Here is a 12,065-nt window from a genome sequence, read left to right as displayed (position 1 = left end):
CCGGCTGACGGCGCTGCGGGCGGCCGCGTCGTCGGCCGCGGTCCTCAACCACGGCGCCGGCACGGCCGATCCCGGCCTGCTGACCCGCGTCACCGAGGATCGCCGCTGGCAGCGGCAGCGGCTGCGCGGCCGGATGGCGGCGCCCGCCGGGCACGGTGCGATCGTGGCCCACGATCTGCTGACCCTGGTCCGGCTGCCGAGCCGGCTGCTTCTCGTCCTGGCGCTCGCCGCGACCGGCGGCCTGCTGGCGGGCCTGGCGGCGTCGGACACCGTACTGACCGTCGGCTGGCTGGGTTCCGGCCTGCTCGCCATCGGCCAGTTCACCGGCAACGTCCGCTATGACGCCGACCGGCCGGCCCTGTCCCGGCTGCTGGGCCTGACCGGCCGCCGCCTGCTCGCGCTCAGGTCGGTGCTCCCGGTCGCGCTGGCCGTCTGCTGGGGTGCGCTGTCGATCGCCCTGGTCGCCGGGCGGGCCGGTGCCGGCGTGGCGGTCGCCGCCGGCCTCGGCGCCGCGGCCGGGCCCGCGCTGGCCGCCGGAGCCCTGCGGGCCGCGCGCCGCTCGTTCGTCCGCCACGACTACCCGCTGATCGTCACCCCGATGGGTGTCGTGCCCAGCGGCCCGCTGCTCTGGCTGGGCCAGGCGGTGGACCTCGCGCTGATCGGCACGCTGCCCACCCTGGTCGCCCTGTGGACCGCCCGGGTCACCGGCACCACCGTCGCCGTTCAGGCGGCGGCGTCGGTGCTGATCCTCGCGGGTTTCCTGACGGCAGGTGCGCGACTGAACGTCATCCGGCGGCTCTGAACGGGCAGCGGTTCAGGTCGTCCCGGGGCATGCTGGGGGCATGGCAGCGATGACCCGGCAGGACGCGATGGACTTCCTCTCGATGGGCAGCCGCACCGGCAAGCTGGCCACCGCATCGCCGGCCGGGTTGCCGCACGTGGCGCCGATCTGGTTCGTGGTCGACGGCGACGATCTCGTGTTCAACACCGGCGAGCAGACGGTCAAGGGGCGCAACCTGCGGGCCAATCCGCGGGCGGCCCTCACCGTCGACGTGTCCGAGTATCCGTACGACTTCGCCGTGGTCCGCGGCACGGTCAGCCTCGAGCTGCGGGCCCCGGACCTGCTCGAGTGGGCGACGAAGATCGCCGAACGCTACGTTCCGGCCCGGCTCGCCCCCGGCTTCGGCAAGCGGAACGCCGTCGACGGCGAGCTGCTGTGCCGCCTGCGCATCGAGCGGGTCAGCGGCGCCGCCGACATCGCCCTGTGACCGGGCCTCACATGTAGAGGTCGACCCCGGCGCCGTCGGACAGGTGCGCGGCCGCGATCGCGGGCATGCGCAGGCCCATCAGCGCCTGCAACAGGTCCGCCTGCGCGTTGACCTGATCCTGCCGCGCCGCCGGGGACGGCGAGCCCGCCCCGATCGCCGCCTTGAACGCGAACATCGCGCCCGCGCCTACCGAACTGACCGACATGGGTTCCTCCTCGAATCTTCACGCACCCATCGGCCGCCGCGCCGCCGAGGTGAGAAGAACGGTGCGACCGACGTCACCCATCGAGGCTCCCGGATGGGCGATATGAGCCTGCGGAGCCGATGCCCGTGCGGCTACAGTGCGCCTCGTCAATATCGCCGCGGGGGGACAGGGAGTTTTCGTTGACCGACACGGGGTCGCAGGGCTGGCCGGAGCCGGCCGGCACGTCAGGCGAGCAGGGTGGCTACACCGAGCCGCCGACATATCATTTTCCGCATCCCGTGACGCCGGAGCCGGGCAGGTCGCCGGCCCGGTGGGCGCGCCGGCTGATCACCGTCGTGGCGGTGCTCGGCCTCGCCTGCGCCGTCGGCGTCGCCGTGAACACCTTCGGGTCGGACGAACCCGGCGCCAAGGAGACCACGGCCTCCAACTCCGCGATCGGGGAAGCGGCCGCACCGAGCCGGAGCGCGGCCGCGCCCCTCGCCGCCAAGGGTGACTTCGCCGCCACGGTCCGCGGCTCGGTGCCGAAGGGCTCCAAGCGCAGCTCGTATCCCGTCCGCAAGGCCGAGGACCTGAGCCGGGTCTGCGACGGCTGGTATTACCCGAAGGCGCCGAAGTACACCGGCCTGGCCCCGCACTCCATCGTCATGAGCAGCCAGAACGACAAGGCCCTCGACTCCTGGCTGGTGCTCACCATCTATGACCTGCCCTACGACACCGCCGACGCGGTCAAGAACGCCTGGGCCCCCAAGAACCCGGCGAAGGTGCAGTTGATGGCCTGCGCCGAGGCGGTGTCGATCGGCCCGAAGGTGGCGACCTGCCACGTCGACAAGCCGAAGCCGAAGAAGGTGCCGATGAAGGTGAGCAACTTCCGGGTGACGCTGTACGAGGTCGCCACCCGGCGCAAGCTCGCCCAGGTGCGGATGAAGGGCGAGGACGAGACCTGCGGGCCGTTCCTCATCCTGGTCGGTGCGGACGGGGCGACGTACACCGACCTCGATGACCGGCAACTGATCGAGGCCCTACGCCGCTACGTCGAGGAGTAGGCCGGCTCTCCTCAGCCGTGCCCGGGCACTGGGACATCACAGGACTCGCCGTGATGCTCCCAGCCCGGGCCAGCCGCTCGGCGTCCCCCTCCCAGCCGCGGCGCCGCACCCGGGCGCGCCGACAGGGTGTTCGGCGCGCCGATCGTGCATGACGGCACACTCCTGCTGCCGGTGGCCAGGGTCGCCGGCGGCGCCGGCGGGGGAGGCGGCAGCGGGAGCGAGGACGAGGGCCGGGAACAGCGCGGAATGGGCGGCGGCTTCGGCACGGCGGCCCGGCCGCTCGGGGTCTTCGCCCTGAAGGACGGCGAGGTCACCTGGCGTCCCGTCGTCGACGTCAACCGGGTCCTCATCGCCGGCCAGGTCGTCGCCGTGGCCGCGCTGCTCGTGGTCCGCGCCCTCGTCAGGGCGCGCCGTCACGTCGGTTGACGGGCCTGTACGGCGGCCCGTACGGCGGTGAGCAGTTGAGCCGTCGTGAAGGGCTTGGCCAGCAACGTGGTGCCGGGCGGGAGCATGCCGTGGCGGTCGATCAGGCCCTCGGCGTAGCCGGACATGAGCAGGACCCGGCCGGCCGGGCGGTCGGCGGCGAACCGGCGGGCGAGTTCGGGTCCGGTCATGCCGGGCATCACGACGTCGGTGAGCAGCAGGTTGATGGCGTCGTGGTCGGCGGCCAGGTCGAGGGCGTGGGCGCCGTCGGCGGCGGTGATGACGGTGTAGCCCGCGTGGGACAGGTTGCGGGCGACCGTTTCGCGGATGCCGTCCTCGTCGTCGACGACGAGGACGATCTCGTTGCCGCCCGAGGCGGTGATGCCGGTCGCCGGCGGCGCCTCGATCGGGTCCTCGGTGGTGGGCAGGCAGATGGTCACCATGGTGCCCCGCCTCGGTGCCGACTCGATGCGCAGTGAGCCGCCGAGCTGATTGACGAGGCCGTAGGTGGTGGCGAGGCCGAGTCCGGCGGCGCTGCCCTTGGGCTTGGTGGTGTAGAAGGGTTCCAGGGCGCGGTCGAGGGTCTCCGGCGCCATCCCGACGCCGGTGTCGCGCAGGGTGAGCCGGGCGTATCTCCCGGGCGGGAGCGCGTTTTCGAGGTTCTCGTCGCCGCTGATGTCCACGGTGGACGTGGTGATGGTGAGGGTTCCGCCGTCGGGCATCGCGTCGCGGGCGTTCATGGTGAGGTTCAGCAGGATCTGGCCGACGTTGACCCCCTCGGCGAGGACCGGGCGCAGGCCGGGGTCCAGGTGGGTGACGACCTGGATGCCCGCGCCGATGCTGGGTGCGAGCAGGTCGTTGGACTCGCGGATCGCCTCGTTGAGGTCCAGCGGCGACACCGACAGCTGCTTGCGGCTGCCGAAGGTGAGCAGCTGCTGGGTGAGGTCGGTGGCCCGGCGCCCGCCCTTGCGGATCTGTGCGAGGTCGTTGAGCAGCATGCTGCTGGTCTCGGCCGGCAGTTTGCCGGCGTCGGCGAGTTCGGTGATGGTGTCGGCGACCAGGCCCTCGAAGCCGAGGATCGCGCCCAGGATGTTGTTGAAGTCGTGCGCGACCCCGCCGGCCAGGCGGCTGAGGCCCTCGAGGCGCTGCGCGGCCCGGATGCGGGCGTCGACGTAGCGCTTGCGCTCGGCGGCCTGCCGCTGCCGCTCGGTCTCGACGGCGGTGGTGATGTCGTCGACGGTGGCGATGAAGCCCTGCGCCGCGCTGTCGGGGATCGACTGGATGTTGACCTGCAGCCATCGCGGGCGGTCGTCGGGCATGGTGACCTGGCCGCGGAAGTGGTGCTGCGAACCGGCCCGCGCGCGGTCGCCGACGACGGCGAGTATGGCGTCGCGCCGGCCGGGGTTCACGCAGCGCAGCCAGCCGTGGCCGAGCAGTTCGTCGGGGGGGCAGGCCCATGATGGCGACGAACCTGCCGTTGACGTAGTTGGCGGACCCGTGCCGGTCGCCGAACACGGTGCCGACGGGCGAGTGGTCAGCCATCAGCTGGAACCGGGCCGCGGTCTCGGCGAGCACATTGGTGCGTTCGAGCAGCTTCGCGTCGACGGCGCGCCGGCGGGCCCGGGCGGCGTTGTCGGGGTCGAAGCGGGTGTGTGTCTCGGCGGCGGTGGCGATCGCCTGGTCGACGGTGCGCAGCAGGGTCTGCGGGTCGGTCGATTTCAGCAGGACGCCGGCGACGCCGCAGGCCTCGGCGACGGGCTGCGCCTCGGCGGGCAGGTAGTTGGCGGTGAGGAAGAGTATGGGGGTGTCGGCGGTGTCGGGGGCCGCGCGGAGCTCGTGCGCGAGCTGGTAGCCGTCCATGCCGGGCATGAGCACGTCGGTGAGCACGAGGTCGGGGTGCCGGGCGTGGGCCAGCCCGAGCGCTTCGCTGCCCTCGTGGGCCTCGATGACGGTGTGCCCGCGGTAGGTCAGGATGTCGCGGACCAGCTCACGGTTGGCCTTCTGGTCATCGACGACGAGGACGGTGCTCATCGCAATGCCTTCATTTCTGGCATTCTAGGCGGATTTGTGCTCGGATTGCAGCCGAAGTGCGCTTCGGACGCCGGCGAACTCGAGGTGCAGCCGCCCGAGCGCGTCGCGCGCGCCGGTCAGATCGTGGTTGCGGGCCGACACCTCGAGGAGCTCGCAGACCGAGGCCATCGCGCCCGCGCCGAGGTTCGACGCCGCACCCCGCAGGCCGTGCGCGGCGTGCCGGACCGCATCGGCGTCTCCCGCGCCGACGGCCAGGTCCAGCGCGGCGAGCTGGCCCGGAGCCTCGCCCAGGAACGTGGTGATCAGGTTCGTGATGGTCTCGGGCTGCGCGTATTTTCGCAGGTCGGCGAGGCGGTCGGCGATCGTCTCCGCGGGCGGGCCGGCGCCGGTGCCCTCCGCCGGTTCCGGCTCCGGCGGATCGACCCACCGGCCCAGGGCGGCGGCGAGGTCGTCGGGCTCGAACGGCTTGCTGAGGTAGTCGTCCATGCCGGCGGCCAGGCACCGCTCGCGGTCCTCCCGCAGCGCGGCCGCGGTCATCGCGATGATCGGGGTACGGCTCGGCGCAACGCCCGGCGCGGCGACCCGTTCCTCGCGTTCGCGCCATCGCCGGGTCGCCTCGTAGCCGTCCATGCGCGGCATCTGGCAGTCCATCAGGACGGCCAGATAGCCGCGATCCGCGCCGCGGTTGAGGGCCTGCACCCCGTCGGCGGCGATGTCCACCTCGAACCCCAGGTGGTCGAGGACCCCGGCCGCGACGATCTGGTTGGTGGCGTTGTCCTCGACCAGCAGCACCCGGCCCCGCCGCCGCGGGGGCGTGCCGGCCGCGGGGCCCGTCGCCGCCTCGGGCCCGGCCGCCGGCAGCTCCTCCCCGGCGAGCTCGATCAGGCAGTTGAACAGCGCGGACTGCTGCACCGGCTTGCGCACCTCGGCCGCGATGCCCACCTCCCGCAGCCGCTCGGGCGACACGGTTTCGCTGCTGAGCAGCACCACCGGAAGCGGCGGGATGCCGGGGTGCTCCCGGATCCGGGCGGCGAGTTCCGCGCCGTCGCCGTCGGGCAGGACCTGGTCGATGAGGGCGACGTCGTACGGCTGCCCGGCGATCGACGCCTGCCACAGCCGCTCGACCGTCTGCTCGCCCGACTCGGCCGAGGTGGTCACGATCGCCCAGCTGGTGAGCTGCTCCTCGAGGACCTCCCGGGTGGTGGCGTTGTCGTCGGCCACCAGCACCCGCATGCCCGCGAGGCCGGCCAGGTGGGCCTGCGGCGCCCGGGTGGCCGCGTCCCGCTTCAGCGGGATGTCGCACCAGAAGGTGCTGCCCCGGCCGGGTTCGCTCTCCACGCCGATCTCGCCGCCCATCGCCGTGACCAGTTCCCGGCAGATCGCCAGGCCGAGGCCGCTCCCGCCGTACTGGCGGGTGGTGGAGACGTCGGCCTGGGTGAACGCCTCGAACAGCCGATCGTGCAGCTCCCGGTCGATGCCGATGCCGGTGTCGCTGACCTGTAGCCGGACGACGATCGGCCCGTCCCCCTCCGGGGCGCGGGGCGCCGGCCGGACAACGACGGAGACCTCGCCGCGGTCGGTGAACTTGATGGCGTTGGTGGTGAAGTTCAACAGGATCTGGCGTATCCGGACCGGGTCACCGCGGAGCCACTGCGGCACGTCGTGGTGGCACTGGCCGATCAGCTCCAGTTTCTTGACCCGCGCGGTCTCGGCCACCATGTCGAGGACGTCCTCGACGATGCTGCCGAGGTTGAGGTCGGTCTCGTCGAGCACCAGGGCGCCCGCGTCGATCTTGGAGAAGTCGAGGATGTCGCTGATCACCGCCACCAGCGCCCGCCCGGCGGACCGGATGCTCTCGGCGTAACGGCGCTGGGTCTCGTCGAGATCGGTACGCAGCAGCAGCGCGACCAGGCCGATCACGCCGTTCATCGGCGTGCGGATCTCGTGGCTCATCGTCGCCAGGAACGCGGACTTGGCCGCCGTGGCCGCCATCGCCTCGTCCCGCGCCGACGCCATGACCCGCATCGATTCGTTGACCAGCGTGGCCATCCGGGCGAGGTCGGAGGGGCCGGACACCTCGACGCGCTGCGCCAGGTTCCCGTCGATGATCCGCCGGGCCGCCGTCGTCACCCGGCTCACCGGCACGCTCACCGCCCGGGTCACCGCGTACCCGACGCCGGCGATGACCAGCAGGCTCAGCAGCGACGTCCACAGGATCAGCCGCTGGGTCGCCTCCGCGCGCCTGGCGCTGGCCCGCTGCAGCTGTTGCAGGTGTTCCGTCTGGCGGGCGTGCATCAGCTCCACCAGCGTCTCGATCCGTTCCATCGCCGCCGCACCGCGCTGGGTGAGCACCAGCCGCTGGGCGGCCCCGAAACCCTGCTCGTCCCGGAGCGAGATCGTCTGGTCCATCTCGGCCAGCTTCTCCGTCAGCGTCGCGGTCAGCTCGGACAGCAGCCGCTGCTGATCGGGGTCGCCGGCGGTGAGCTCCCGCAGCCACCCCACGCTGTCGTCGATCCGGTCGAGCGCCTGATGGTACGGCGTCAGGTACGCGGGCTGGCCGGTGATGAGATAACCGCGCTGGCCGCGCTCGGCGTCCTGGATGTCGGAGCGGACCACGTCGATGCGGTGCAGCGCCTCGTTGGCGTGCGTCACCGGCACCTGGTCCGCCACCAGCGAACCGATCCGCACGTACGAGCTGACGGCGACCAGGATCAACCCCGCCGCGGAGACCCCGAAGCCGGCGATCAGCAGCCGCCGCACCGGCCATCGCCACATCCGGTGCAACGCCCGCGCGGGGGCCCGCCCGGCATCTTCCGCCGTCACATGGGCGACGCTATGTCCCCGGCACCGGCCGGGTGGGCCGTTCGGCGAACACGCCGCCCGGCTGTCCGTGGAGGTCGCGCAGACGGTCGAGGCCGTCCAGGAGGATGTCCAGGGCGAACTCGAACTCGAACTGGTCGTCGCACCCCGGCCCCACGACGGAGGCGTCGTCGTGGGACACCGCCATCGCCAGCTCGGTGACGTGCGGGTAGTGCGCGCGCATCTCGCCGAGCATCAGGGCCTGCGTACGCGGGTCGGCCTCGCCGCCGGGCGGTTCGTTGTAGACCTCCTGGCTGAAGCCCCACAGCCGGCTGCCCAGCGCGTGGATGGCGTGGTGGGTGAGGTCGACGCTGAACCCGCCGCGGCGGAGCGTGCCGATCATCGAGTCCAGGTACCGCAGTGTCGCCGGGGTGGGGGAGACGCGCGACTCGATCACCTGCGACGCCCAGGGGTGCCGGAGCAGCACCCGGCGGGCGCAGAGGATGCGCTGCCGGACGGCGGCCTTCCACCCGGCGCCCGGCGCCGGGTCCTCGATCTCGGCCACCACCACGTCGATCATGCCGTCGAGCAGTTGCTCCTTGTTGGCCACGTGCTTGTAGAGCGCCATCGGCACCACGCCGAGCTCCTGGGCGAGCTTGCGCATGCTGAGCGCGTCGAGGCCCGCCTCGTCCGCGCGCGCGACTGCGGCGCGCAGTACGCGGTCTCTGCTCAGCGGCGCCCGCGGTAACGCGTCCACGGCCCCATCCACGCGACCACCTCCCGCCGAAGCGTCGCAGACGACCGGTCGCCCTTGACAGGTGTACGCCGTACACCCTACCGTCGGTCGCAGGTGTACGCCGTACACCTGCGAGCGCCCCCGGAAGCGAAGGAAGCCCGATGAAGGCAATCGTCCAGGACCGGTACGGCCCACCCGACGTCCTGCGATTCGAGGAGGTCGACACCCCCGTCGCCGCCGGCCAGCAGGTGCTCGTCCGGGTGCGGGCGGCGGCCGTCAACGCGTACGACTGGCACGTCATGCGGGGTGACCCCTACGTGGCGCGGCTGATGGACGGCGCGGTGTTCGGGCGCCGCGGCCCGCGGGTGCCGATCCGCGGCCGGGACTTCGCCGGCCGGGTCGAGGCGGTCGGCGCCGGGGTGACCCGGTTCCGCCCCGGCGACGAGGTCTTCGGCGAGGCCCCGGGCACGTTCGCCGAGTTCGTGGCCGTCCCGGACGACGTCATCGAGCCGAAGCCGGCCAACCTCACCTTCGAGCAGGCCGCGGCCCTTCCGCTGGCCGGCAACACCGCACTCATGGCCGTGCGCGACGAGGGCCGGGTGCGCCCCGGCCTTCGGGTCCTGGTCAACGGCGCCGCGGGCGGCGTCGGCACCTTCGCCGTCCAGCTGGCCAAGGCGTTCGGCGCGCACGTGACCGGGGTGTGCAGCGGCGGCAACGCGGACCTGGTCCGGCGGCTCGGCGCCGATGACGTCGTCGACTATCGGCTGACCGACTTCGCGCGCGGCGCCGGCGGCTACGACGTCGTTCTCGACCTGGTCGGCAACCGGTCCCTGGGCGACCTGCGCCGGACGCTCGCCCCCGCCGGCACCCTCGTGCTGGCCGGCGGCGGCGTGTTCGCGGGCGGCAGCCTCCTCGGGCCGGTCGGGCTCATCGTCCGGGGGAAGCTGACGGCGTCCTTCACCCGGCAGCGGGTGCGGATCCTCACGGTGGTGGGCAGCCGGACGAACCTCGCCACCCTGCGTGAGCTGGCCGAGGACGCCAGGATCGTGCCGGTCGTCGAACGGACGTTCGCGCTGAGCGAGGCGGCGGAGGCGATCCGGCACGTCGAGACTGGACACGCCCGGGGAAAGGTCACCGTCACCGTCTGACGCGTGTCGCCCGCGCTCCGGGGCCATACTGGGTGGCGATCCTTCATCCAGGACGGCCCTTTCGAAGGGAACGAGATGAGCGAGCACACCTACCGCGTGACCGAGATCGTCGGCAGCTCACCCGACGGCGTGGACCAGGCGATCCGCAACGCCGTGAAGCGAGCCTCGCAGACCCTGCACCACCTCGAATGGTTCGAGGTGACCGAGATCCGCGGTCACCTGGCGGACGGCGAGATCGGGCACGTCCAGGTCACCATGAAGGTCGGCTTCCGGCTCGACGAGGTCTGAGCCGGGCTTGCCCCCGCGGAAGTGGTCATGCTTACATGATTACTTCATTACGAGGGGGACGTATGGCGACTATTCGGATCACCGAGGACGGGCCGTACCGGGTCGAGGGTGAGGTGTCCATCCGGGACACCGACGGCAACGAGCTGCGGGCCGAGGGGATCTGGCACCTGTGCCGCTGCGGCGGGTCGCGCAACAAGCCGTTCTGCGACTCCACCCACGGGCTGAAGGGCTGGACCGGCCCGGAGACGGCCGAACGCGGCGGCGGCGCGCCCGTCGACGGCGCGCCGTCGATCACGCCGACGGTGGACGGCCCCTTCGAGGTCTGCGGTGCGGTCCGGCTCGTCGGCGCGGACGGCGAGACCTACGCCGCCCGCCCGCGGCAGCGGCTGTGCCGATGCGGGCACTCCGGCACCAAACCCTTCTGCGACGGCTCGCACCGCTACGCCGGCTTCCGCGACCCGCTGCCGCCCGGGCTCGACAACACCCCGACGGTCTATGCCTGGCTGGGTGGCCGCGAGGCGCTCGAGCGGCTGACCACCGCGTTCTACGACGGCATCCTCAACGAGCCCGACGAGCTGCTGGAGCCGGTCTTCCGCGGGATGGATCCCGCCCATCCGAAGCACGTCGCCGCCTGGCTGGGCGAGACCTTCGGCGGTCCGGCCGAATACACCGCCCACCACGGGGGCTACGAGCACATGGTGCGGGCGCACCACGGCCGCGCCCTGACCGAGGAGCAGCGGCAGCGCTGGGTGAGCCGGCTCGCCCGGACCGCCGACGAGGTGCTGCTGCCGGACGACCCGGACGTGCGCCAGGCGTTCCTGTCCTATCTGGAGTGGGGCTCGCGGATCGCCCTGTTCAACAGCCGGCCCGGCGTCGAGGCGATCGCCCACGCGCCCGTGCCGCAATGGGGCTGGGGAAACTCGGCGCCCTACGTGCCGCAGCCCTGGGACGATCCGCAGGCGGCGGCCAAGGGCCGCATCCAGGACAGCTAATCCCGGCGCGGCGGCTGCCCGGGCACGACCAGCCCCGACTCGTACGCGACCACGACGGCCTGCGTGCGGTCGCGCAGCCCGAGCTTGGCCAGCACCCGGCTCACGTGCGTCTTGACCGTCTCCTCGCCGACCACGAGGCGGGCCGCGATCTCCGGATTGGACAGCCCCTCGGCGATCAGGCACAGCACCTCGGTCTCCCGGGGCGTCAGGGCGTCCAGCCCGGCGCCCGGCGCGCGCCGCTGCCGGCGCAGCCGGGCGAACTCCTCGACCAGCCGGCGGGTGACGGCCGGCGCGAGCAGGGCCTCGCCCCCCGCCACCACCCGGACCGCGTCGAACAGCCGCTCCGCCGTGACATCCTTGAGCAGGAAACCGCTCGCACCGGCGGCCAGGGCGTCATAGACGTGTTCGTCCAGGTCAAACGTGGTGAGGATGAGGATGCACGGCCCGCGATCGCCGGATTCGGCCACGATCCGGCGGGTGGCCTCGATCCCGTCGAGCACCGGCATCCGGACGTCCATCAGCACGAGATCCGGGCGGTGCTCCCGGCACAGCGCCACCGCCTCCGCGCCGTCGCGGGCGGTCGCGACCACGGTGAAGTCGTCCTGCGTGGCCAGCAGCGCCGCGAACGCCGTGCGAACAACGTCGTGGTCGTCGACGACCACGATCCGGATAGCGCTCATGGGTCGGTTCCCGTGGTCGGTAGGACGGCCTCGATGAGGAAACCGCCGATCGGTGCCGGCCCCGCGGTGAGCCGGCCGCCGACCATGGCGGCCCGCTCGTGCATGCCGGGCAGGCCGTGCCCGCCCGATCCGGGCGCCCGGCCGGCGGGCGGCGGCCCGGGACCATTGTCGCGTACGCGCAGCAGCAGGCCGTCGGGCCGGTAGTGCAGTTCCACGTCCACGGCGGCGCCCGGCGCGTGCCGGCGCGCGTTGGTGAGCGCCTCCTGCACGATCCGGTACGCCACCAGTTCGAGGCCCGGGTCCAGCGGGACGACCCCGCCGCGCACGATCAGCCGGGTGCTGGCCGCGAGCCTGCTGGCGGCCCAGATGTTCATCAGGTAGTCGGCGATCAGCAGGACGCTGCTGACCATCGAGACCAGCAGCAGGGCGAGGCCGCCGGTGGCCATCCGGTG

General features: G+C 72.7%; 13 protein-coding genes and 1 pseudogene. 7 read left to right on the top strand and 7 right to left on the bottom strand.

Going from position 1 to position 12,065, the window contains the following annotated elements; all coding sequences use genetic code 11:
• Both AB0F10_RS40265 and AB0F10_RS40260 read left to right on the top strand, forming a co-directional pair.
• On the top strand, nucleotides 1-802 hold an 802-nt coding region (locus AB0F10_RS40265; protein ID WP_360638170.1), incomplete at its 5' end, for a DUF6297 family protein.
• A gap of 40 nt (nucleotides 803-842) precedes the next feature.
• Entirely contained in the window at nucleotides 843-1,268 is a 426-nt protein-coding gene (locus AB0F10_RS40260; RefSeq protein ID WP_360638167.1) for a PPOX class F420-dependent oxidoreductase, read from the top strand.
• Between the two features lie 7 nt (nucleotides 1,269-1,275).
• Here AB0F10_RS40260 and AB0F10_RS40255 read toward each other — a convergent pair whose 3' ends face one another.
• Entirely contained in the window at nucleotides 1,276-1,473 is a 198-nt protein-coding gene (locus tag AB0F10_RS40255; RefSeq protein ID WP_360638164.1) for a hypothetical protein, read from the bottom strand.
• A gap of 179 nt (nucleotides 1,474-1,652) precedes the next feature.
• Between AB0F10_RS40255 and AB0F10_RS40250 the strand changes: the two genes are divergently transcribed.
• Nucleotides 1,653-2,516 (top strand): hypothetical protein, encoded by an 864-nt coding sequence (locus tag AB0F10_RS40250; protein WP_360638161.1) that lies wholly within the window; start codon nucleotides 1,653-1,655, stop codon nucleotides 2,514-2,516.
• Nucleotides 2,517-2,660: 144 nt separating this feature from the next.
• The gene (locus tag AB0F10_RS40245; protein ID WP_360638158.1) at nucleotides 2,661-2,942 is read left to right on the top strand and encodes a spore germination protein GerW family protein; all 282 of its coding nucleotides are present in this window, start codon (nucleotides 2,661-2,663) and stop codon (nucleotides 2,940-2,942) included.
• Here the strand turns inward: AB0F10_RS40245 and AB0F10_RS40240 are convergent.
• From AB0F10_RS40240 to AB0F10_RS40225, 4 genes and pseudogenes are all read right to left on the bottom strand, one after another.
• On the bottom strand, nucleotides 2,930-4,375 hold the full coding sequence (locus AB0F10_RS40240; RefSeq protein WP_360638173.1) for an ATP-binding protein: 1,446 nt from the start codon (nucleotides 4,373-4,375) through the stop codon (nucleotides 2,930-2,932). The two genes, AB0F10_RS40245 and AB0F10_RS40240, sit on opposite strands and share 13 nt — an antisense overlap.
• Nucleotides 4,376-4,634: 259 nt before the next feature.
• Nucleotides 4,635-4,970, bottom strand: a pseudogene (locus tag AB0F10_RS40235) (response regulator); the annotation flags it as partial.
• Between the two features lie 24 nt (nucleotides 4,971-4,994).
• Entirely contained in the window at nucleotides 4,995-7,793 is a 2,799-nt protein-coding gene (locus AB0F10_RS40230; RefSeq protein WP_360638155.1) for a response regulator, read from the bottom strand.
• Nucleotides 7,794-7,803: 10 nt separating this feature from the next.
• Nucleotides 7,804-8,538: a TetR/AcrR family transcriptional regulator C-terminal domain-containing protein gene (locus AB0F10_RS40225; protein ID WP_360638152.1), complete on the bottom strand. Its 735-nt coding sequence runs from the start codon at nucleotides 8,536-8,538 to the stop codon at nucleotides 7,804-7,806.
• A 128-nt stretch (nucleotides 8,539-8,666) separates the two neighbouring features.
• Between AB0F10_RS40225 and AB0F10_RS40220 the strand changes: the two genes are divergently transcribed.
• The 3 genes from AB0F10_RS40220 to AB0F10_RS40210 all read left to right on the top strand — a co-directional run bounded on the left by AB0F10_RS40220 (nucleotide 8,667) and on the right by AB0F10_RS40210 (nucleotide 10,933).
• Nucleotides 8,667-9,653 (top strand): NAD(P)-dependent alcohol dehydrogenase, encoded by a 987-nt coding sequence (locus AB0F10_RS40220; RefSeq protein WP_360638149.1) that lies wholly within the window; start codon nucleotides 8,667-8,669, stop codon nucleotides 9,651-9,653.
• Between the two features lie 75 nt (nucleotides 9,654-9,728).
• Complete coding sequence (locus AB0F10_RS40215) at nucleotides 9,729-9,941, top strand: dodecin (protein WP_360638146.1); 213 nt, start codon at nucleotides 9,729-9,731, stop codon at nucleotides 9,939-9,941.
• 62 nt (nucleotides 9,942-10,003) lie between these two features.
• Nucleotides 10,004-10,933 (top strand): CDGSH iron-sulfur domain-containing protein, encoded by a 930-nt coding sequence (locus AB0F10_RS40210; protein ID WP_360638143.1) that lies wholly within the window; start codon nucleotides 10,004-10,006, stop codon nucleotides 10,931-10,933.
• Here the strand turns inward: AB0F10_RS40210 and AB0F10_RS40205 are convergent.
• The gene (locus AB0F10_RS40205; RefSeq protein WP_360638140.1) at nucleotides 10,930-11,613 is read right to left on the bottom strand and encodes a response regulator transcription factor; all 684 of its coding nucleotides are present in this window, start codon (nucleotides 11,611-11,613) and stop codon (nucleotides 10,930-10,932) included. The two genes, AB0F10_RS40210 and AB0F10_RS40205, sit on opposite strands and share 4 nt — an antisense overlap.
• Nucleotides 11,610-12,065: ATP-binding protein (locus tag AB0F10_RS40200; RefSeq protein ID WP_360638137.1), on the bottom strand; the 456-nt coding region annotated here is incomplete at its 5' end. The genes AB0F10_RS40205 and AB0F10_RS40200, both read right to left, overlap by 4 nt.

The organism is Actinoplanes sp. NPDC026623, from assembly GCF_040638275.1.
Classification (GTDB): Bacteria; Actinomycetota; Actinomycetes; order Mycobacteriales; family Micromonosporaceae; genus Actinoplanes.
Note: the sequence above shows the minus strand (reverse complement) of the source record. Positions and strands in the feature narration are given on the sequence as shown.